General features: G+C 36.7%; 17 protein-coding genes. 8 read left to right on the forward strand and 9 right to left on the reverse strand.

What is annotated here, in order from left to right; genetic code table 11:
• Positions 1-170: 170 nt before the first annotated feature.
• The gene (locus tag CXF85_RS22905; RefSeq protein ID WP_157829171.1) at positions 171-332 is read right to left on the reverse strand and encodes a hypothetical protein; all 162 of its coding nucleotides are present in this window, start codon (positions 330-332) and stop codon (positions 171-173) included.
• Positions 333-511: 179 nt separating this feature from the next.
• On the reverse strand, positions 512-3,136 hold the full coding sequence (locus tag CXF85_RS22525; RefSeq protein ID WP_157829172.1) for a hypothetical protein: 2,625 nt from the start codon (positions 3,134-3,136) through the stop codon (positions 512-514).
• Positions 3,137-3,364: 228 nt separating this feature from the next.
• Here CXF85_RS22525 and CXF85_RS23025 point away from each other — a divergent pair, with 228 nt between their 5' ends.
• The 3 genes from CXF85_RS23025 (at position 3,365) to CXF85_RS22535 (ending at position 7,046) form a co-directional block, all read left to right on the forward strand.
• Positions 3,365-3,517, forward strand: coding sequence for a hypothetical protein (locus tag CXF85_RS23025; protein ID WP_198555743.1), 153 nt, complete (start codon positions 3,365-3,367; stop codon positions 3,515-3,517).
• Between the two features lie 536 nt (positions 3,518-4,053).
• On the forward strand, positions 4,054-6,102 hold the full coding sequence (locus CXF85_RS22530) for a sensor histidine kinase (protein WP_157829173.1): 2,049 nt from the start codon (positions 4,054-4,056) through the stop codon (positions 6,100-6,102).
• Positions 6,103-6,200: 98 nt separating this feature from the next.
• Positions 6,201-7,046, forward strand: coding sequence for an alpha/beta fold hydrolase (locus CXF85_RS22535; protein WP_101230890.1), 846 nt, complete (start codon positions 6,201-6,203; stop codon positions 7,044-7,046).
• Here the strand turns inward: CXF85_RS22535 and CXF85_RS22540 are convergent.
• The gene (locus CXF85_RS22540) at positions 7,039-7,710 is read right to left on the reverse strand and encodes a response regulator (RefSeq protein ID WP_101230891.1); all 672 of its coding nucleotides are present in this window, start codon (positions 7,708-7,710) and stop codon (positions 7,039-7,041) included. The genes CXF85_RS22535 and CXF85_RS22540 overlap by 8 nt on opposite strands.
• Positions 7,711-8,288: 578 nt before the next feature.
• On the opposite strand from CXF85_RS22540, the gene CXF85_RS22545 reads away from it, so the two are divergent.
• The 4 genes from CXF85_RS22545 (at position 8,289) to CXF85_RS23365 (ending at position 14,950) form a co-directional block, all read left to right on the forward strand.
• Entirely contained in the window at positions 8,289-8,936 is a 648-nt protein-coding gene (locus CXF85_RS22545; RefSeq protein WP_101230892.1) for a TetR/AcrR family transcriptional regulator, read from the forward strand.
• Complete coding sequence (locus CXF85_RS22550; protein ID WP_101230893.1) at positions 8,929-10,260, forward strand: efflux RND transporter periplasmic adaptor subunit; 1,332 nt, start codon at positions 8,929-8,931, stop codon at positions 10,258-10,260. Before CXF85_RS22545 ends, CXF85_RS22550 begins: the two co-directional genes overlap by 8 nt.
• Positions 10,257-13,361 (forward strand): efflux RND transporter permease subunit, encoded by a 3,105-nt coding sequence (locus CXF85_RS22555; RefSeq protein ID WP_101230894.1) that lies wholly within the window; start codon positions 10,257-10,259, stop codon positions 13,359-13,361. Before CXF85_RS22550 ends, CXF85_RS22555 begins: the two co-directional genes overlap by 4 nt.
• A gap of 1,058 nt (positions 13,362-14,419) precedes the next feature.
• Positions 14,420-14,950, forward strand: a complete 531-nt coding sequence (locus tag CXF85_RS23365; RefSeq protein ID WP_101230895.1) for a prepilin-type N-terminal cleavage/methylation domain-containing protein — start codon at positions 14,420-14,422, stop codon at positions 14,948-14,950.
• 455 nt (positions 14,951-15,405) lie between these two features.
• Here CXF85_RS23365 and CXF85_RS23240 read toward each other — a convergent pair whose 3' ends face one another.
• Positions 15,406-15,621: a hypothetical protein gene (locus CXF85_RS23240; protein ID WP_269801215.1), complete on the reverse strand. Its 216-nt coding sequence runs from the start codon at positions 15,619-15,621 to the stop codon at positions 15,406-15,408.
• Between the two features lie 54 nt (positions 15,622-15,675).
• On the opposite strand from CXF85_RS23240, the gene CXF85_RS23245 reads away from it, so the two are divergent.
• On the forward strand, positions 15,676-15,849 hold the full coding sequence (locus CXF85_RS23245) for a hypothetical protein (protein ID WP_232771310.1): 174 nt from the start codon (positions 15,676-15,678) through the stop codon (positions 15,847-15,849).
• Between the two features lie 170 nt (positions 15,850-16,019).
• Here the strand turns inward: CXF85_RS23245 and CXF85_RS22570 are convergent, their stop codons facing one another.
• From CXF85_RS22570 to CXF85_RS22590, 5 genes are all read right to left on the reverse strand, one after another.
• On the reverse strand, positions 16,020-17,051 hold the full coding sequence (locus CXF85_RS22570) for an aldose epimerase family protein (RefSeq protein ID WP_101230896.1): 1,032 nt from the start codon (positions 17,049-17,051) through the stop codon (positions 16,020-16,022).
• Positions 17,051-18,076, reverse strand: coding sequence for a UDP-glucose 4-epimerase GalE (gene galE, locus CXF85_RS22575; RefSeq protein ID WP_101230897.1), 1,026 nt, complete (start codon positions 18,074-18,076; stop codon positions 17,051-17,053). The genes CXF85_RS22570 and galE overlap by 1 nt, the downstream gene beginning before the upstream one ends.
• A 98-nt stretch (positions 18,077-18,174) precedes the next feature.
• Positions 18,175-19,749, reverse strand: a complete 1,575-nt coding sequence (locus CXF85_RS22580) for a sodium/sugar symporter (RefSeq protein ID WP_101230898.1) — start codon at positions 19,747-19,749, stop codon at positions 18,175-18,177.
• 103 nt (positions 19,750-19,852) lie between these two features.
• Positions 19,853-21,025 carry a galactokinase gene (gene galK / locus CXF85_RS22585; protein WP_101230899.1) on the reverse strand — a complete coding sequence of 391 codons (1,173 nt, stop codon included), beginning with the start codon at positions 21,023-21,025 and terminating at the stop codon, positions 19,853-19,855.
• Positions 21,025-22,068, reverse strand: a complete 1,044-nt coding sequence (locus CXF85_RS22590) for a UDP-glucose--hexose-1-phosphate uridylyltransferase (protein ID WP_101230900.1) — start codon at positions 22,066-22,068, stop codon at positions 21,025-21,027. Before CXF85_RS22590 ends, galK begins: the two co-directional genes overlap by 1 nt.
• Positions 22,069-22,143: the final 75 nt, after the last annotated feature.

The following is a 22,143-nucleotide window of genomic DNA, read 5'->3' on the forward strand; positions in this document are numbered from 1 at the left end:
AACAATCATAGAGCTGCCACTTACACTAAAAGGGATCTCTCGTAGTTAACGTAAGCAGTATTCAGAAATAATAGGTAGAATAAGGCTCTTTTTAGTTATGCAAGGTAGAATGATAATCGCTGGTTGTCACCGTGCCATTTTTCGGCAAGATAAAGGAAAACTATCCACTGTCATCCGCAGCATAAGCCAAATTGACCAAAGCATCGCCTATATTCACCACCCAATAGAACCAAATAACAGGTATCTTTTAGTACCGTACAGTCAATGATTTCTGGCGCACCAACTGCATCATCAGCGAGGATGGCGCCACCACGCATCATAAATAGTGACATAGACGTCTACGTTACGATTTAATGTCCCTGGCAAAGTCGAGGCCACTTTAGTTGTCACATTGATTTCGCCACTCTTGGGGGCAGTTAATCGATACCACTGCTCACCGTCTGAACTATCAACATCGAACAAACCAACGATATGGGTGCAACTGCTGCGCCACAGGAAGTTTCTACTGTAACTAAATGGGGTCTGCGTATAAGGTTACATCCCAATCGATATACATTAGACCTTCTAGATCAATCAAAAAGTTGCCTCGACCAGTAGTACCACTTAATTCGCCGCTAGACGGGTCAATCGTCACACTAAGCCCTGAGTCATACTGACACCATTCTTCACTATAACGATAATCAATACCGTCCACCGTCGTTGTCAGTGCTGCCCAATTGTCTTCATCTTCAGGACAGTGACTTCTTAAGCTATTACTGACACTGCCATCTTCAAAAAATGTAAAGCTATGCTGTACAGGCCCATCACCCAGATCAAAATAGTGTCCTATGATCGTCTCAGCATGAACGATTCGACCTTTGTAAAAAACCAAATCCCAATCCTCTGTGAATAACTGAAAATAGGGCTGCGTACCACTTGCTGCTGCAAGCTGTGTCATATTAGCCAGATTCTCAACACCATTTACATCGGTACAGACTGAGAATGTCATGCGATCGTTTTCAAGGTTTTTAATGACATAAGGCACACTTTCGAAGCGACATTTAGCATAAGAGTTATCGCTTTTATAGAAGCCTCTAGCATCCATACTGTGCCGGTAATGAACACCGTTATAATCTGTTTCAATAATAACGTAAGTATCCGGAGTAAGGGATCCATACCAATGTTCGAAGCTACCCACCGCCGTATCGATGTTAAAAACGTATTTAGTTGGATTCTCAAAATCATAGCTAAATAGCTCCATTTCGCTATCGTGACAGGCGGTGATCTCTAACATCATAACATTGGAAGAATGGGCGATAAATTCAGTGTCACCACTGCCATTATCACAAAGATAACTTAGATCTACAGCGGAATTAACCGTACCGTAGCTGCCATCTTGATAAATTAGATAGTAAAATTGCGAGCTGCTGTTGGCGTAATAATCTTTATAGTACGCGTATAAATTTGTAATAACTTCATCGACATCCAATACTCCGTCATTATCATCATCTGCATCGTCATTATCGCCTACACCATCTCCGTCTGCATCGGCGGATTCTGTCGGGTCAAAAGCAAAGGCATCATTAACATCCAACACTCCGTCATTATCATCATCGGTATCAGCATTATTGCCTACACCATCTCCGTCTGCATCGGCGGATTCTGTCGGGTCAAAAGCAAAGGCATCATCAACATCCAACACTCCGTCATTATCATCATCGGTATCAGCATTATTGCCTACACCATCTCCGTCTGCATCGGCGGATTCTGTCGGGTCAAAAGCAAAGGCATCATCAACATCCAACACACCGTCATTATCATCATCGGTATCAGCATTATTACCTACACCATCTAAGTCTGCATCGGCGGACTCAGTTGGGTCAAAAGCAAAGGCATCATCAACATCCAATACACCGTCATTATCATCATCGGTATCGGCATTATTGCCTACACTATCTAAGTCTGCATCGGCGGACTCAGTTGGGTCAAAAGCAAAGGCATCATCAATATTACTGACACCATCTTTATCCAAATCAGAATTAAGTCCCACGAAGGTGATAGCATCAACTGCATCGATGCTTCCTCCCTCTTCGAGCTCACTAACATCAACTTGTACTCCGGTTAACGCCGTTTCTTCTACCAAAATTGCCTGTACATCCTCAACCGTTCGATTTTCCGGATCATTAGGAATAGCTAATGTCGAGGGATTTTGAAGCATGATGAGTAAAGCGGAGTCGTTTAAAGTGCTGGCAGCAATACTGCCATCGATACTATTATTATCTGCAAGATCGGCCACAATATCAGCCATGACGTTATCGGCATTGACGCCAACGCCCTGCTGACCAATTTGATAGGTAATGGCTGTTACAGCTTCAATAGCCACGCGATATGAAGCAACATCTGCTAGTTCTTTTGTTGTTTTAGTGGAGTCATTTAGCAATGGAGTCGCTTCAAAAATATCAACAGAGGCATCTAAACCTAAGCCGAAGGTTGAAACGACTTGTGAAGCTGCGATGGGTAAGGCTGTAATAAATTCAGTAACAGAGACTATTCGATCATTATTGCCGTTAAAAGGTGCAGCATCAGAGTCTGCTTTTTCGATGGCTACATCAACAGCCAAGGTGGTTAGTGGTGTAGCATAGCGCTGTCGCTGCTTACTTAATGAGGATTCTGTGATAACGGTACGCAAAATAGTGATTACGGGAAGCTGGCCGGTGGTAATATCCGTGGTCTCACCCTCAATACTTGTAAACTCCATAAGGTAGGGTGGACTAAGAGGCAGGGGAAGCTCAAGCCCGGTAATGGATGCACTATTACTGGTGCTGCCGCGGGCTATTTCATCACCCTTAAATCCAATTTGATTAGTATCAATAGCGTAAACAATGACAAGAGCGTTAGCCAATGGCCCTTTTACACCACCGCCTGAAATCGTATAACTGTCATTACTAATGTCGTTTTCGGGGTCTAGGTTATTGCCGTCACTTCCACCACAAGCAGCGAGAGTCAATAAGAGCATAAAAACAAGCAAGGATCGCCATATAGTGACTACGTTATTCATAGAATGATGTACTCCAATAAATACAGGTGAGATAATTAAAGAACACAGTGTTGAATTTTCTGCCTTTAACCCTTTAATAACCCTAGATTGATTGTTCATATTTTTATCCACGACATATTATAATTTACGTCAAAATAATTATTCATATTGACTTAAATGTAAAAACTACTATTTATTAGCAGTAACAATACCAACAAACTTAGGAGGAATTATGGGGAAAACTGCAGGGGCAACTTATTTGGCCACCGACTTGGAGTTTAAATTTAGCCAGTATTCTTTTTCTGATTGGTTTGGTGTTCGACCATCGTTATATTGATGGGATCTAACTTGGCTGTAATAGAACAAGCTCTAAACATTGATCCTTCTAATTTTGAGGAAATGACAGAAATTATTAGATCTATCCACACAATAAATAATCATGAAGGCGATATAGAATTAGATGATGCGATTATTAGTAGAGCCATTAACGCCGCTAAATAGAGAACAGATCTTTCTGGTTATGATCGTGCAAAATTATTAACGACCTTAAAGGGCACATTACTCAAAAAAATTACGATAGTCTGATTGAAATAGTCTTTTCTACAAACTCAGACGAAAATATTCTTCAACGTGTTATCATAGATTTAATTGATTACAGCTCAACAGATAATCAAGAAACTAAAGAATATGCTTTAAAAAACTACAAAACTATGATGCTCTCCAAGAGTATTAACTACTCGCGCATTGTGAATAAACTCATAGCGAGGGTGAATGGCAATAGTCTTCACTTAAACATCACATAGATGTTTAATTGTACCTCAGTATTAAAACAATCATAGAGCTACCAGTTACTCTAAAAGGGGCCTCTCGTAGTTAACGTAAGCAGTATTCAGAAATAATAGGCAGAATAAGGCTCTTCTTAGTTAGGCAAGGTAGAATAAAAAAGTTCGATAAAACTCATAACTAGCCTCACAACAAACTGTGGACAAACGTATGCTAATTTAAATAATTATCCACTTTAACTTGAGTAAGCACCATTGAATATTTTCAAGATTATTAGAATATTAACATTATCAGCAATATTGCTATCCCCGGCTATATACGCACAACATAACAATATTGCTATGCCCGGCTATATGCGCATAACATTTCCTGAACTAAAAGCACAAATCCACTCAGAGCAAGATAACCTACAAAAGATCAATTTACTTAAGGAAGCAGACCGTGAGCTAAGTGAATTCAGTCCATATCAGCAGGCTGAATATTGGTTTTTATTGGGGAAATCTTTAGAAACAGAACGTTTGATGAGTGACGCACGAGCTGCATTTACCAAAGGGATAGATATCTACTCATCTAATAATTTATCGATATCCTCGTTATTAATTAATCTGTTACATGAGCGTGCGCGCGTGTCTACCAATTTAGATCATCAAAACTCAACAAGCTGTGAAGATCGTGAACAAGCGCTAACTTACTCCCGTGAACTAAAAGATCCTAGTTTAACCGCTAAATCTATTAGTTATTATGCAAAATGTTTACAAAATGAAGAACATGGTATTGCCAAAAGCCTTACGTTATTTGATGAAGCTTTCGATATAGCCCAAAATCAACAACTCGACTCCTCCTTAAAAATAATCATTTTTAACCAAGCATCAACATTGTACTTTAGGGCCTTAATTTACGATAAAGCCTATGAATACAATATGCTCGCTTATAACCTTTCTCGTGAAACCACCGATACCAACTCTACTTATAATATGCTTTTAAATGCGATTCATTACAGTATTGCATTAGTAGATATAACTTTAGCTAAGCAGCATTTAACTCAACTATCCCAATGGCATATTCGTTATCCTCAATTTAAAGGTGCCCAATTAAAGTTTTACTATTTGTCTGCAAAAGTTGCTCAACTTGAGAAAAACTGGCCATTGAGTACCTCTTTTTTAGAAGAGGGACTAAAAGAGGTACATGACAGTCAGAATGTTTCGTATGTGCAAGCCACTTATGAATTACTCAGTATTGCTTATTTTCGCGTAGGTGAAATTGAAAAAAGTTTCAACATGTTATCTCTTGTGGAAACCATGTTCCCCGATAGAAAGCCCATTAAAAAAGAACGGCTGCTCATTAAAGGAATGATGATTAATAACCCTACAGACATTGTTAATTCGGCTTTTGAATTAATCGATAAAGAAAGACAATTAAAAAACAACTTTGTTAAGCAAACCGCCATTCAGTCGGCAAAGCTATTTGATGAAAATTTAAATCAACTAGACAATATCATTTTAGAACAACGACTAACCATAGTGACAATTACCACTATGTTTATCGTAGTTATTCTTATTGTTTTTTTATATCTACAAATACAACGTAAAAAGTTAGCACAACATAAACATCATTTAATGGATGAGCTGTTAGCCAAAAAAAATCAATTACTTAGTGATGTATCTCACGAACTCAGCACCCCACTTACTGTACTCAAACTTCAAGTTGAATCACTTAAAGACGATCTAGAAGAAGATGTACAGGCAAGTTATGATGCTTTAGATAATAAAATTACTGATATTGAATACTTAATTGATGATATTCATCAATTAGCACAATCGGATGTGGGAGCCTTACAACTTAATGTTAGGCCTTTTGAGCTTAATATAATCTTTGATCTTTGGGAAAAGGAATTACGACAATTAGTTAATAAAAACAAACTCACCTTTGAAATCACAAAAGACTTCCCCTGTGAGTTAATGATTAATTTAGATCAAGATAGAATAAAACAAATTATGACTAATTTACTCAGTAACTGCATTAAATACACTGACAAACCAGGTCGGGTAAGCATATTAGCAACAACAAGAAGCAATACCTTCTACTTATCAATAGAAGACAGTGCGCCTGCAGTATCAGATAAGGACTTAAATGCTATTTTTGAGCGTTTATATCGTGTTGAAAATTCACGAAGTAGAGAAACTGGTGGTTCAGGATTAGGGTTAGCTATATGTAAGAGTTTGATTGAATTACATAACGGAACAATACATGCTGAGAAATCAAGTTTAGGTGGTCTTAAGATAGTTATCAGCTTACCCCTTTAATCCCCCCTGTAAACCGTTTAATATTTTATTTTATCCCTATTTTATCCACATTTACTTTGTAGACTTATTACCTAGTAAATGGAATCAAAGGTAAAATAATGAAAAAACTAAAAACGCTTTGGACAAAAGTAAGTACTCAAACACTGCGAATTTTAGTCCCAAATTTAGCTTTTAAAATAGCACGAAATGCAATATTTAAACCGAAGAAAAAACATTCAAATTGGCCAAAGCATGTAAAAGTATTTAATGTTGAAACCCGTTATGGCCAATTAAATGTTTATAGGTATGGTGAAGGTAAATGTATCTGGTTAGTTCACGGATGGTCTGGTAGTGCATTCGATTTTTGGCCGCTTATGCAAAAACTGGCAGAACAAGGTTACTCAACAATTAGTTTTGACTTCCCAGCTCACGGTAAAAGCAAAGGGAAATTTAGTAACTTGCCTCAGATGATAAAGGTATTTGAAGATTTATCTGCAAACCTCTTTGCACCAAATATGGTTATTGCTCATGGCCTAGGGGCATCGGTAATAGCCAATAGCCAATGGTTTAAGAGATACAATAAAGACCTCTTATTAATATCTCCTATCATAGACATCTATCAGTTTATGCAAAACCGAGCATACCACGCAGGTTTTGATGAGTTGTTAATAAAGCGAACAATTAATGAGATATATAGACGAGAAAAAATGCCTATAGCAGAGCTTTGTATTATCTCTAAACTTAAAGCATTTGATGGCCAACTTAAAATCATTCATGATACTCAAGATGACTTTATTCCTTTCACCACGAGTGAAAATATCACCTTGTCATCAAAAACAATTATTGTAACTCCAAATAAACTTGGACACAAAAAGATATTACACTCAAGGAAAGTGCTTAATGTAATCGAGTCATTCAATTTATCAGCTAACAAACACACTTTGCAGTGGTCCAATGTTAGCTGATAGGGACAAAGCGGAAGCCAGCACCATAAGTTGTTTCAATTATATTGTTTTCAATATCGAGTGAACGAACTTTCTTTCGAATATTTTTGATATGACTATCAATTGCCCTATCTGATATGTTTCGTTCGTTCTTATAAGCAAGCGCTATTATTTGTTCTCTAGAGTAAATTCTACCTGGCTTTTGCATAAGTAGATCAAGTAATGAAAACTCTAAATTAGTTAACTTGGTTTCTTTCTTATTAAATTTTAAAAAGAAACCATTTTTATCTAATTGTAACCCCAACGTTTCTTGATTATTACCTATACCTGAGCGCTTTAAAATGGCTTGAATACGAAGCATCAACTCTTTAGCGCTAAAAGGCTTACATACATAATCATCAACACCAGCTTGTAAACCAACAACTCTATCACTCTCTGTTTTTTTAGCGGTTAGCATAATAATTGGTATATTAGAAAATTCTCTGATTTCTTTACAGCACTGAAGGCCATCTTTAACTGGAAGCATTACATCTAAAAGAATAATATCAGGTAACTCCTGTTTTACCGTCTCAATAACCATTTCACCTGAATTTAAGACAATAGCTTTATAACCCTCACGGATAATGTACTTGGCAACTTGCGCTGCTATTTGTCTCTCATCTTCAACAACTAAAACTTTAATCATAATCTTCTATTTCAATATCCTTTTCTGAACTATTTCGGAATGAAAATCATCTTTATATATAAAGTATCTACATACATTTAAACATTATCACCCCCAAAAATCTTTGTTTATGTACTTAAAGTTTACTAATAGTTTTTCTGTAGATTAAATTAGTGAAATTACAGAGAATATTATTAAATATAATAAACTTATAAAATGTATCTCTTCCTAAGTGGCAGAGATACATTTTATATTGAGTAGGTCTTAAAATTAATATTCAACACTTATCATTATCTGTAAAACGATGTATTTTAAGACCATAAATGATTGCAAAAATTGCCCCCCTCCCCCCACACTTTAACCACGTCACAGTTGTCTGCACCACTAGATTAAAATTTTATTCTTTGAACTTTTATAATACTTATTTCGTAACCAAATTGCTAATTGGGTCTCACTTTTAATTAATCATAACCAGACTTTTGATTAATTTTTTTTCTAGTCAATTTTTCAATAAAAGGTATTATTTAATCACAGGATTAAATAATACCTCTACACTTAATAAACTAGTGTTTCTGATATAAATAAAAAGGATATAGGGAATGAATAAAGTAGGCAGGCCTTTAAAAGACGATAATGTTGCTCGGCAATTATTAATTAATGCTGCCCGTAAGATGTTTATTAAAAAAGCTTACGATAAGGTTAGCATCAGAGAATTAGCTAATACTGCTGGCGTGAACTCAGCCATGATTAAATATTATTTCCACAATAAAGAAGGCTTGTATAAGGCCATGGTAAAGGAAGTTACGGCTCAGGTTATGACTAATTTCATGCATCACCTTAAGAGTTCAAATTTAAATAATTTAGAAGACTTTTTTCGTAGTTTTGTAGAAGTGATAAAACAGTCCCCTGAGTTTCCCATACTACTTCTTAAGGAAGTGATGCTAAACCAAGGTGTATGTAAGAATTACTTTATTAATACAATGGGTACAGACCATTTAAAAATATTTGATATGGTTTTTACACGATTTAAACAAGCAGGAAAGCTGAGAGAAGATGTTGACCCCATACAATTTAGAATTTCTTTAATGGGGCTTATTATGTTTCCTTGGTATACAAGAGACTTAATGGGGGAGATGGAAGGAATTAAATATGACGATGAATTTCTTGAAAAAATGATAGTGCATAATACTCGCTTAATTGAATGTGGTTTCTTTGTGCAAGATACTAATGGAGAAAGTAATGTTTAGTAAGATATTAGCAACTAGTCAACGTCGCTGGTTGTTAATCCTTCCATTTATCGGCTTTCTCATTTTAATAATCATGGTTAAATTAAAGCCAGCTCCCCAATTAAAGAAAGACATTATATTTTCCCCTTTGGTGGAAATAGAAAAGGCTGAAATTCGTAAGTTGACAATGTCTATAACTGGTTATGGTCGTGCGCATGCAAAAAAAAGTTGGCAAGCATTATCGGAAGTTACTGGTCGAGTTATCTATCGCCACCCTAACCTTGAAGAAGGAAATATGCTGAGGACTGGTACTGTAGCTTTTAAAATTGATCCTGTTGATTATCAATTAAAATTAGCACAAGCAAAATTTGATCTGAATTCAGCTATTGCTGACGCCGATAGAATAGCATTGAAGGAAAATAAACAAACCTTATCTCTTGAATTAAGTATAAATCGTCTGAGAATTATTGAAAAAGAATATAAACGAAAGAAAGGCTTACTGAAAAGTGCCTCTATCTCACAATCTTCAGTTGATAAAGAGCAAAGTAATGTATTTGATCAGCAGGAAAAAGTCCTAGAGTTAGAAACAAGTTTAAAATTAATTCCCAATGATATCGATGTTGCGCAGGCCCGAATTCAAGTGAATCAATCTCGTGTTCAAGAAGCAAAACGAAAGCTGGATAAAACCCAAATTAACATTCCATTTAATGCGCGTATTACTCAAGTTAACGCTGTAATGGATCAAGTCATAAATAAGCAATCTATCTTATTACAGGCGGATCATATAGGCACTATGGAAGTAGATGCACAGTTTGCAATAACAGATATCAAACAACTTTTTCGTCAATCCATTTCCTCTTCATTATTACAAGGTAATGAATTTCCTGATATAAAACGCCTGAAGCTTCAAACGAAAATTAGACTTTATTCCGGTGATGACATTTTAGAGTGGCCAGGAAAAGTGACACGCGTTTCTGACAGTATAGATCCACAAGGAAATACCGTAGGTTTAACCGTAGAAATAAAAAACGATTGGAAGAACATGGACCATATTAACGACAGTCCAGTGGTGAAAGATATGTTTTTAGAAGTTCAGATAATGGGGGATGAAAAACAAATACTTAGTGTGCCCACTGAGGCAATTCATGGGGGGTCTATTTATATTGTTGAAGGTGATACGTTAAAGATAAAACCAGTAAACCCTTTATTTGAATCGGGTCGTTATACTGCAATAGATGCAAGTCTTGAAAATACTATCTCAGTAAATGATTTGATTGTTATAACTGATCTTTTACCTGCAATTGAAAACATGACCGTTAGAACAGTAATGGGGCAATCAAAATGATAACTTTTTTTGCTAAGCACCCTACTGCATCTAATCTGTTAATGTTGATTATTATCATAGCAGGATTAGTTAGTTTACCTAATTTAAACCGAGAAACATTCCCTGAAGTTAAAACGAATAAAATTAAAGCCTCAGTAGTTTATCCCGGTGCTAACACCGAAGAAATAGAACAAACTTTGTGTTTACCAATGGAAGAAGCAGCTAACAATGTAAGTGATGTTGAAAAAGTTATTTGTGAAGCTAGGGAAGGCATAGCAACCCTAACAGTAAAAATATTAGAAGGGAGTAATGTTTCTCAAGCACTCATCGATGTAAAAACAGAGGTTGATGCGATCGAGAGTTTCCCAGAATTAGCTGAAAAACCAATAGTAAGAGAGTTAGGACAAGTTCAACATTTAATTTCATTAGCTATAACAGCCGATATAGCTGACTTTAAACTAAAAGAATATGCAGAGATAATAAAAAGAAATCTAAAAAAAGAACAGGGTATCTCCATTGTAAATATTAGAGGTTTTTCAGATCATCAACTGAAAGTTGAACTTTCACAATACAAATTAAGACAATATGGCCTGACTGTGAGCGATGTTGCTCGTTTAATCAAGCGCCAAAATATTAAACTACCCAGTGGAGATATTACCTCTGAGGGTAAAACTATTTTGATTCGTTTTGATCAGCAACAACTTGATGCAAAATCATTAGGGAATTTGGGAATTAAAAGCACTACATCTGGTTCTCAATTAAAACTGAAAGAACTTGCAAATATTACAGAAGGGTTTGAACTAGAAGAGGAGAAAATTTTATTTGATGGTAAACGCGCAGCAATCATTGATATCAAAAAAAACACAAACCAAGATTCAATTAATTTAGTTGAAGTGGTAAAGGCATTTACTAGCAAAGCACAAATAATTGCTCCAGAAGGGGTTTCCTTAGTATTAACTCAAGACAGCGCACAAATTGTTAAAGGTCGACTGAGCATGTTATTCGGCAATGCTTGGCAAGGTTTTATATTAGTTTTCTTTGTAATGTGGTTGTTTTTTTCAATACGTTATTCCTTCTGGGTATCTATGGGGTTACCCGTATCTTTCCTAGGTGCTTTGGCATTAATGGCTCTGATGGGGGTCAGCATTAATATGATATCAACCGTCGCATTATTAATGGCAATTGGCCTTTTGATGGATGACGCAATTGTTATTGCTGAAAGTATAGCTGCTCATGTTGATAAAGAAGGCAACATAAATGAAGGTGCTATAAAAGGGGTGAAATTAGTTGCAGGGGGAGTATTTTCTTCATTTTTAACAACGTTTGTCGTATTTGTCGGTCTCGCTTTTATCAACGGTGATGTTGGACAAGTATTAAAAGACATACCTCTTGTATTAATAGCAACAATGTTTGTCAGTGTTGTTGAAGCATTTTATATTCTGCCAAACCATCTAATTCACTCTTTACGTAAAGATAAAAATTCCCCTAAAAATGAATTTACTTTCAAGCAGGCGTTTAACAAAAGGTTTGAATACGTTCGTAATTCTGTATTGCCACGTTGGTGCGAAATCTGTATTAAAAACCGATACTTTACCGTTGGCTTTGTGTTTGCTGTGTTTTTTGTATCCATTGCCCTAATGGCGGGAGGAATTCTTAAGTTTAAATCATTTCCTGATCTTGAAGGCGATTTAGTTGAAGTAAAGATTTTGCTGCCACCAAGCACCACCTTGGTTAAAACGGAGCAAGTGGTAGCTCATTATTTAACTCAATTAAATAAAATTAATGATGAGCTTACCCCAGAACAACCAGACAAAGTAGAACTAGTGCAACATACCACTGTTGAATTTAATCGTAATAGTGATGCTTTTGAGCAAGGCTCTCACTTAGCTACTATCCGAGTTGACTTACTCACTGCGGAGTCTAGAAAGACCAAATTAGCTGATTTTATTTATAAATGGCGAGATGCTGTTGATGAAGTTCCTGGCATCTTATCTGTTTCATTCAAAGAACCTAAAATAGGTCCTGCTGGCAGAGCTATTGATATTCAATTGCACTCTTCAAATATTCATTCACTAATGAAAGCTGCTACTAAAGTAAAAGAGGCCGTAAACAAATTTGATGGCGTATCAAATACCATGGATGACCTCCGCTTAGGTAAAGAAGAGTGGGTTGTTAAGTTACACCCAGGTGCTTTATCGCTTGGTGTTGATGGTACTTCGATTGCTAACCAACTGAGAGCAGCATTTTTAGGAGAAAAAGCTGAAGAAGTACAAAGAGGTAGCGATAATATTGAAATTTATGTTCAGTTACAAAATAGTGATAAATCGAGTTTAAGACACCTAAAAAACTACCCCATCACTTTAAATGATGGAAGCCAGCGACCATTATCTTCTTTAGCAGAGTTTAGCCTAGAGCGGGGATTGACAAGAATAAATCGAGTTAATGGTGAACGAACCGTGACCGTCACTGCTGATATTAACCCTGAAATTGCTAATACATCCGAGATTATTTCTATGGTAAGAGATACTACAATTGATAATATTCTTCAAATGTATCCAGATATATCAGTTAGTTATGAGGGAGAAATAAAAAATGGCGCAGAAACAGGAAAATCTATGGGGCAAAAGTTTCTATTTGGGTTGATTGGAGTGTTTATCATTCTTAGTTTTCAATTTCGAAGTTATTTTGAACCTATTATAGTAATGCTAGCAATACCATTAGCATTAATAGGCGTAGTATGGGGACACTTTCTTTTAGGCTATGATTTAGCAATGCCAAGTATGATCGGTTTTATTTCACTTGCTGGTATTGTGGTAAATGATTCGATATTACTAGTCGCCTATATCAAAAAACATCAGACAGAGGGAATGAATACACATCAGGCTGCTGTTTGCGCATCAAAAGAAAGGTTTAGAGCCATTTTTATAACTTCAGCAACTACCATAGCAGGTACTTTACCGTTGCTACTTGAAACCAACTTGCAAGCACAAGTAGTGCAACCCTTAGTTGTAAGTATTATATTCGGAATGTCAATATCAACACTTTTAATTTTATTAGTACTTCCCTCTATATATGTTTTATTAGAAGATTTTGGTTTAACTTCTAAACATCATTTGAATTAATTATCTAAAATAGGCTAAAAATAAGTTATATGAACTAAAACAATGAAGTTAATTATCTAAAATAGGCTAAAAATAAGTTATATGAACTAAAACAATGAAGTTAATTATTATGTTATTACATGCTAGATAATTTATATGGATTAAAGTAGCACTATCAAAAGAGTGATTGATATCTTCGGATATTAAATTTTCGGCCATGCTGTAATACCGTCAAATGTCGAGATAGGAATGTTAACTTTATAATCAGAGAGCTGAATTAGTAATCAAGAGTATTATATGTCCTCAATACGAACAAATAAGTAAACCCTCTCGTGGTAATGGTGAATACACTACTAGTACTGTATTCACCTGACCGTTAACTATTTTCCTGTAGTGGCTGAATCAAATTGGCCAAAACCAGCCAAATTTCTACGGCGCTTTGTGCCCCAAAGTGAGATATAAACTGTAGAGTTAGTGCTTTAATGTTATATTCTCAGGTGTTTCTAAGATGCACGTTTGTATTGTTTTCATACCAAACCTGAACAATAAAAGGTCTACAGTTGTTCCGGCTCTTCATGTGAATAGACATACCTTGATCATTTTTTAAAAAGTTATCATTTAAATAGATAGAACTGAGCTGTGCATTGAGAACAAGATATTAAAGAAAACTTGTACAATTGGTTTTACAAGTTACCCATTTTTGAACAAGAAATCAGGCTTGTTAGCTGAATTGAGGTTTTTTATATTGCAGATCACTGTTTGTATGTCGCTAAAAAATCCAGTCGTAATGCATGGGTAGGTCTAGCGAGAACACCTCATTATGCAGTAGATCAAGTAATGCACCATGTAAGTAAGAGTACAGTACAGCAAAACTTAATGAAGATAATGAGCTCCGCGTACAAATTTCTATTTCTAACAATCAGCTAATAAAGTGGGATTAAAGAAAAATAAAAACTTAATACCATAAAGTTGGTACTGATTTCGTATGTTAGAAACTATGCTTGTTACTTCATTACTTTTATTTTATTCTCATAACAAAAAAGTAGCTTATTGCCTTTATCTTTGAGAAACGTTACATAATGAAAACTAAATTTAACTTACTGGAAACTCAAAATATAAAGGGAGTATTTAGTCAATCAGGCTTCACCTTAATAGAACTGGTTGTGGTTATAATCATATTAGGTATTTTAGCGGTGACGGCTTTGCCAAAATTTATTGATTTGCAAGAAGATGCAAACACCGCCACTTTACAAGCTGTTGAAGCTTCAATTAAAAGTGCAACGGCAATGGTTTACGCTAAATCGGTGATAAAAGGTAATAACAATTTGACCGCTGGTGCTGGAGTAGTGGTGGATATTAATGGCACTGATTTATCCATTAAATATGGTTACCCACGAGCTAATTATTTACCAACATCAGCAAAAGGAAGTTGGGATGATTTGATTGAATTAGATAATGATGCTTTTTCAAGTACTATGGTTGGAGGTCATTTTATTATCTATCTCGGAGATACACCACCTACTGAATTACATGATAAATGCATGCTTAGTTATAAACAAGTTGATGGCCCTACTACTCTACCTATAATAACACTTAATGAATGTTCATAGATTTTACAGCGCAAGAGCCCTCAGAATGCCAGGATGGTCTTATCAACATTGATTAACCATTACAACTATCTCTTCAACTGAAAGATTGCTTTAACAATGCCTTGTGCTTCTTCAATAATTAGGGCCAAGTGCTCTTGATCTATAAAACCCTCAGCATAAATTTTATAAATTTATTCAGTACCCGATGGTCGAGCTGAAAAACAGCCATTTTCGGTAGTTACCTTAAGGCCATCTATAGCCGCGCCATTACCTGGAGCATGACTAAGCGATTAATGGCTAAGTCACTAGAGTGTAAATTAGCTAATACCTTTTTTTGCTCAGTAGAAGCAATGGCTTCAACGCGAACATAATAGAGTTCACTTAAACGCTGCACTAATGACAAATAATGCTGATGAGAATCTTTTCATGTTTTGGCTAAGATCTCTGCTCCTAACAGTCCTAAAATAAAACCATCCTTATCCGTTGTCCAGCAAGAGCCATTCATGCATCAAACCTTCCACAAACAACTTAAACCCTACAAGCACTTCACATATTGGTTTATTTAAATTCCCAATGACACGATCTATTAAAGATGAAGATACTAGTGTTTTACCTATTTGAGGGCAGTCAGGCCACTGCCGATACGACATTAAATAATGGATTGCTACCGCCAAATAATGATTAAAGTTCATTAGTCCGCACTCTTAGTCACAATACCATGACCGTCAAAGTCAGGATCATTTCCAATGGCAATATCAAAGCTATCTTTTAATTTAATCAATCCCGACATTGCAAAAGGAGAGGAGCAATCCATTCAAATTCTTACGTCTTTATCAAAAGGCATAAAAGCAAAAGGCATTAAAGCAAAAGCAGCATCACCAACTGGATTAACTATTTCATTGTTAAATCCATTTTTTTAGCTACCACTAGCCAATAGTGAATGCCTAACCTCCAAGAAGATCTACACCAATAGTTACGCCTGATTCTGCTATTTAATTCATATCAATCACTTAATCTAATTTATTAACATAACATGGCATATTTCTTATTCTTTTTATGCTCAAATGAATGCTATCAACTCGATTTGTTTCTAAGTTATTGATTCAAACTTATAGATGACTTTTCGTTGATATTGCTGACTTGGCTTCAAAATATTACTGGGAAAATGTCGATTATTTTCCGCATCTGTATAATTTTGAGCTTCTAAACACACGCCTTGATATGCGCTAAACGGGCCACTTAAGTAATACCCTGTATACAACTGAATTGCTGATTGATCGGTATATATAGATAAAGCAATTTGATTTTTCAGTGAAGTAAGAATCGCTTTAGGTTGCTCAAACTTGGTGTTATCTAGGACAAAACAATGGTCGTAGCCATTTTTCGATGTAAGCGATTCATCTTCAGTATTAAGCTGTCGTTCGCCAATAGAGACGGGCTCTCTAAAGTTATAATCTGTTTGTGATACCGAGATAATATTCCCTGTAGGGATATTATCTGTATTACTTTCAAGTATTGCCGAAGACATTATTTGTAAATAGAGTGATTGGCAGTCATCCTCTCCCAAATTAAAATAGGCATGGTTAGTCAAATTTACTGGAGTCGCTAAATCGGTATTGCCCAAGTACTCAATGCTGAGTTCATTATCCTCACTTAACTGATAAGTGATGGATAAATGTAGAGTGCCTGGAAAACCTTGGTCTCCATTGGGAGAAATTAGCAATAAAGTAGTTGACGTATTGGTGAGGCTTTCGCTGTCTATTTGCCAATAACGCAAAGCAAAATTATCAATGCCACCGTGTAAACAATTTTCACCATCATTTTGCGGTAACTGATATTGTTTACCATCTAGTTGAAATTTTCCTGCTGAGATCCGGTTACACACTCGGCCACAGGTTGCGCCTAAATAAAACTCATCATCTAGATACTCCTGCGCCGAAGCATAGCCCAGTATCATTTCCGTCGGCTTAGTGTTTACCGGAAACTTAATTGACTTAATACGAGCACCAAAATTGATGATTTCAACTGACATACCATGGTCATTGGTCAAAATAATTCTTTCCAATTGAGTTACCAACGTTGCTTCTGAATCTTCATTCAACTTTGTTGCTAATTGAGTCATTAAACTAAGTACCCATTTGGATTTTTTGACTGCCAGCGCCACGTATCTTCCATCATCTGTTCTAAATTTCTATCGGCTTGCCAATTAAGTTCTTTATTAGCTTTATTGGCATTAGCCCAAAAAGCGGGTAGATCGCCCGCTCTTCTTGGTGATACTTCAAACTTAATTCCTTTATTAGTGGCTAGCTCGAATGCTTTTAGAATGGCAAACACTGACACGCCATTACCTGTGCCTAAATTAAACGCTTCAACACCGCTAAAGTCACTATGGCGATTTAACCAATCTAAAGCAGCTACATGGCCTTGGGCTAAATCCATTACATGTAAATAATCACGTTCGCAACTGCCATCTTTAGTTTCATAATCATCACCAAAAACACTCAGTTTTTCACGTTTACCGACAGCAACTTGTGCAACATAAGGTAACAGGTTGTTGGGAATACCTTTTGGATCTTCACCTATAGTACCGCTTTCGTGGGCGCCAATAGGATTGAAATAGCGCAGTGATACCCCTCTGAAGTTATCATCAGACTGTGCTAAATCAGCCAGTATCCGCTCTACCATCACCTTACTTGCACCGTATGGGCTTGAAGGTGTGCCCAACTTCATTGTTTCAACATAGGGGATGTCATTTTCTTCGCCATAAACCGTTGCTGATGAACTAAAAATGAAATCATTTACCTCATTTTTCTGCATAACTTCCAGTAAACAAACAGTGCCATGGACGTTATTTTGATAATAACTTAACGGTATTTGGGTCGATTCACCAACCGCTTTCAGCGCAGCAAAGTGGATTACCGCATCAATTTTATATTGCTTGAATACCTGACTTAATTTGTCTTTATCGCAGATATCACCTTCAACAAATTCAACCTTTTTACCCGCTAATTTTTCAACACGATCAATTGACTCAATACTTGAATTTACCAAGTTGTCATAAACGACAACATCATAGTTATTTTCGAGTAACGATAAAACGGTATGGGAGCCAATATATCCTGCTCCACCTGTGACTAATATTTTCATGTTTTTACCTTTTAAAAAAAGGTCAATTGCTTATCCCTCTTCCTAGCAAAGATATTGCAATTGACCCGTTATTGATAACTATAAACTGACGTTTTTTATTACCACCAAGTAGCGTATAAAGCCGTAAGGATAAGTACTACACCAACTGCCGCAACATTAAATGACTTTGTGGTGTCAAAGCTAATTTTGTCTAAACTAACACTGCTATCGGTGGTATTTGGTTTACCCGCCATAGACACGAAATAACACAGCGCTAAACAAAGTAAGAAGACTAAACCAACACGGTCCATAAACGGTAATTCAGGCCAAGAAAATTTAAGCACTAACGAAAATACTGCAGAGCCTAAGGCTGCTGATAATGCGCCCATTGATGTGGCGCGTTTCCAGAACATACCCATCACAAATATCACCACAATGCCTGGCGTAAAGAAACCGGTGAATTCTTGGATATATTGAAATGCTTGGTCAAATTTACCCAGTAATGGCTGAGCAACAACTAACGCGATACACAATGAGACTAACGCAGCGATACGGCCAATATGTACGTAATGGCGTTGACTCTCATTTGGTTTAAAGCGGCTATAAATATCCATGGTAAAGATAGTAGAAATACTGTTGGTCATTGAAGCAAGTGAAGAGACAATCGCAGCAACCAAGGCAGCAAAAACTAGACCTTTTATGCCAACAGGCAACATAGCCATCATTGAAGGGTAAGCTTGATCGGGTGTTGTTAATGTAGGGTAAAGTACAACCGCGGCAATGCCTGGCAATACAACAATAAGCGGCATTAATAATTTAAGATAAGCAGCAAAAGCGATACCTTTTTGTGCTTCTTTAAGGTCTTTAGCGGCTAAAGCACGCTGAATAATATATTGGTTGAAACCCCAGTAACTAAAGTTCATCACCCACATACCACCAAGTAATACCGAAATACCTGGCAGACTCATGTAGTGATCATTTTCAGGACTTAAAATCATGTCAAAATGTTCTGGCATAGTATCGGTTAATATACCAAAACCCGCTAAAACCCCTTGCCCATCAGCAACGGCATCTAGGGCTAAATAACTCAGTAACAAGCCGCCAAACACTAATAAAACTACTTGTAAGATATCGGTAAAAGCAACGGCTTTTAACCCCCCGTATAAAGAATAGGCAACGGAGAACACGGCTAAAAATATCATGCCAAACATCCAATCAACGCCAGCTACCGTTTCAATAGCCATACCACCTAACCATAATACTGCGGTTAAGTTAACAAAGGTGTAAACTGCCAACCAGAAAATGGCCATGGTAGTTTTTACTTTGCTATCAAAACGTTGTTCAAGATATTGTGGCATAGTGAAAATTTTATTTTCTAAGAAAATAGGTAACATGTATTTACCGACTATCACCAAGGTAATGGCTGCCATCCATTCGTAAGAAGCTATGGCTAAACCAATCGCGTAACCCGAGCCAGACATACCAATAATTTGTTCCGCTGAAATATTAGCAGCAATTAACGAAGCACCAATAGCCCACCAAGGTAATGACTTACTTGCTAAAAAATAGTCTTCGGTGTTTGCGCCTTCTTTTTTATCATTGCGAGAAACCCACAAAGCTAGACACAGCAAGCCTATGACATAGACAATAAAAATTGTACTGTCTATGGTCCCCAATTTGTTTGTAAATTCCATTATTGTAACCCTTTATTTTTATGTGTATTTTCTAGTTATTATTGTTTTTTGCGTTAGCTTATTGTTTTATCTTAATTCTATTCGAATCTATATTTTCCCCGGTTTATCTAAATGCACCTTGTGTCGCCGTACAGTGATAGATACTCGGTTTTAAACCAAATTTATTTTCATAGTTGTTGTTCACAACAGACTCTACCTGTGCAACGAGTTCCAAAGGTACTAAAGCAACAACGCAACCACCAAAGCCGCCACCCGTCATTCGAACGCCGCCCTTTTCACCTAAGACATTATCAATCATATTAACCAAGCCATCCATTTCCTTGGTTGTGACTTCAAAGTCATCACGTAACGAAAGATGAGATGCCTTCATTGCCGCACTAATTGTTACCATATCATTGTTTTTAAGAGCATTTAATGCATTTACGGCACGGGTGTTTTCAGTAATTACATGACGAGCACGTTTAAATAGCTCTGGCTCTAGTTGTTCTTTTGCAAAATTTAATTGCGCTAAAGTCACTTCGCGCAGCGCTGATTTTCCAAAATATTTTGCTACCGCTTCGCATTGTTCACGTCTTAAATTGTACTCACTATCAACCAAACCACGCTTAACATTTGAATTGATAATAAATAGCGTTAAATCATCAGGAATAGGGGCGTCTTCAAAAGATAAACTTTTGCAATCTAACAGCATGGCATGACCTTGTTGCCCCATAGCTGAAATCAATTGATCCATGATGCCGCAATTACAGCCTACAAAATCATTTTCTGCTTGTTGGCCAATTAGCGCGGCATCAATACCTGTTAACTCTAATTGGTAAAGTTGGCTAAATGCTTTTAAAATAGCAATTTCAAAACTGGCTGAAGAGCTTAATCCTGCTCCTTGTGGAACATTACCGGTAACCGCTAAATTGGCGCCTTTAATGCTAGGGTGCTTTTTCATTAACGCTTGTAATGTTCCTTTTACATAATTACTCCACATCATTTCTTCATCAAAAGTAATGTCATCAAGACTAAACTCATTAATTTGTTGTTCACAATCATGAGCGTATACTTTTACTATCAGATCTTCACGTTTTGATGCCGCAATAGTGGTACCGTAATTAATCGCTGCAGGAAGCACAAAACCGTCATTGTAATCGGTATGATCACCAATGATGTTGACTCGGCCTGGAGCATGACAAACTAACGATGCTGAACGCTTAAACTGTTGTTCAAACAAGATTTTAACAAGTACTTGTTGTTCATAGCCTTGTTGATCTGAAACAGGAAAACTCATTAGTTACTCTCCTTATAGTGAGTTGTTGGCAAGTCACGGAGTCGCTTTGCCGCTTGCTCTGCAGTTAGGTCTCGTTGCGCTTCTGCCATCATTTCATAACCAACCATAAATTTACGAATTGTGGCAGACCTCAATAGTGGCGGGAAGAAGCTGGCGTGTAATGTCCATTCATCATGATGCTCACCATCGAAAGGTGCGCCGTGCCAACCCATTGAATAAGGGAATGAGCAATTGAATAAATTGTCATATTTGATAGTAAGTTGCTTAAGCATATCGGCGAGCGATAGTTTTTGTTCATCCGTCAATTGCGTGATACGAGACACACTAAAACGTGGCAATAATAAGGTTTCAAACGGCCATGCCGCCCAATATGGCACAACAACGAGCCAGTCATCATTGGAGACTACGATACGTTCTTTATTTTCGACTTCTCTGACAACATAATCTTGCAACAAATTACTGCCCTGCTTCGCTAAGTAATTCAACTGCGCTTGCTGCTTTTTCATAACAAGGGTTGGTAATTGTTGCTGCGCCCAAATCTGACCATGCGGGTGTGGGTTAGAGCAGCCCATAACACTGCCTTTATTTTCAAAAATCTGAACCCATGAATACGTTTTCCCTAATTCCTCGCATTGGCTCTGCCATGTATCAACAACACTGGTAATTTCTTTTATTGAAAGCTGTGGTAATGATTTACTATGGTCTGGTGAGAAACAGATAACTCTACTCTCACCTTGCTCTGTGGCCATTCTAAAAAGGGGATCATCACTGACTACAATCGGTGTATCTTGTTTTATTGCGGCAAAATCATTCGTGAAGACAAAGGTTTCTTTATAATCTTCATTTTTCTCACCATTGATGCGGGTATTGCCTGCACATAAAAAACAGTCTTTGTCATAGTCTGGCTTTTCTTGCTCATCAAGTTTTTCAACTTGACCTTGCCAAGGTCGTTTGGCGCGATGAGGTGAAACCAGTACCCATTCTTCAATTAAAGGGTTATATCTTCGATGCGGGTGTTCTGTCGGATCAAACTCGATAGTCATAATATTTTAAGTCCAATTATTGAAAACACCGACAAAGGGTAAACGTTTACCCTTGATTGTACAAGTACTTGTTTA

This window comes from Colwellia sp. 75C3 (assembly GCF_002836255.1).
GTDB lineage: Bacteria > Pseudomonadota > Gammaproteobacteria > Enterobacterales > Alteromonadaceae > Colwellia.

What these genes read in the sequence shown, in the direction of transcription:
- CXF85_RS22535 (WP_101230890.1), top strand. Translation starts at nt 6,201, where the DNA reads ATGAAAAAACTAAAAACGCTTTGGACAAAAGTAAGTACTCAAACACTG.
- CXF85_RS23245 (WP_232771310.1), top strand. Translation starts at nt 15,676, where the DNA reads ATGGCAATATCAAAGCTATCTTTTAATTTAATCAATCCCGACATTGCA.
- CXF85_RS22555 (WP_101230894.1), top strand. Translation starts at nt 10,257, where the DNA reads ATGATAACTTTTTTTGCTAAGCACCCTACTGCATCTAATCTGTTAATG.
- CXF85_RS23365 (WP_101230895.1), top strand. Translation starts at nt 14,420, where the DNA reads ATGAAAACTAAATTTAACTTACTGGAAACTCAAAATATAAAGGGAGTA.
- CXF85_RS22590 (WP_101230900.1), bottom strand. Translation starts at nt 22,068, where the DNA reads ATGACTATCGAGTTTGATCCGACAGAACACCCGCATCGAAGATATAAC.
- CXF85_RS22550 (WP_101230893.1), top strand. Translation starts at nt 8,929, where the DNA reads ATGTTTAGTAAGATATTAGCAACTAGTCAACGTCGCTGGTTGTTAATC.
- CXF85_RS22570 (WP_101230896.1), bottom strand. Translation starts at nt 17,051, where the DNA reads ATGACTCAATTAGCAACAAAGTTGAATGAAGATTCAGAAGCAACGTTG.
- CXF85_RS22540 (WP_101230891.1), bottom strand. Translation starts at nt 7,710, where the DNA reads ATGATTAAAGTTTTAGTTGTTGAAGATGAGAGACAAATAGCAGCGCAA.
- galK (WP_101230899.1), bottom strand. Translation starts at nt 21,025, where the DNA reads ATGAGTTTTCCTGTTTCAGATCAACAAGGCTATGAACAACAAGTACTT.
- CXF85_RS22525 (WP_157829172.1), bottom strand. Translation starts at nt 3,136, where the DNA reads ATGAACAATCAATCTAGGGTTATTAAAGGGTTAAAGGCAGAAAATTCA.
- CXF85_RS23240 (WP_269801215.1), bottom strand. Translation starts at nt 15,621, where the DNA reads ATGAACTTTAATCATTATTTGGCGGTAGCAATCCATTATTTAATGTCG.
- CXF85_RS22905 (WP_157829171.1), bottom strand. Translation starts at nt 332, where the DNA reads ATGTCACTATTTATGATGCGTGGTGGCGCCATCCTCGCTGATGATGCA.
- galE (WP_101230897.1), bottom strand. Translation starts at nt 18,076, where the DNA reads ATGAAAATATTAGTCACAGGTGGAGCAGGATATATTGGCTCCCATACC.
- CXF85_RS22580 (WP_101230898.1), bottom strand. Translation starts at nt 19,749, where the DNA reads ATGGAATTTACAAACAAATTGGGGACCATAGACAGTACAATTTTTATT.
- CXF85_RS22545 (WP_101230892.1), top strand. Translation starts at nt 8,289, where the DNA reads ATGAATAAAGTAGGCAGGCCTTTAAAAGACGATAATGTTGCTCGGCAA.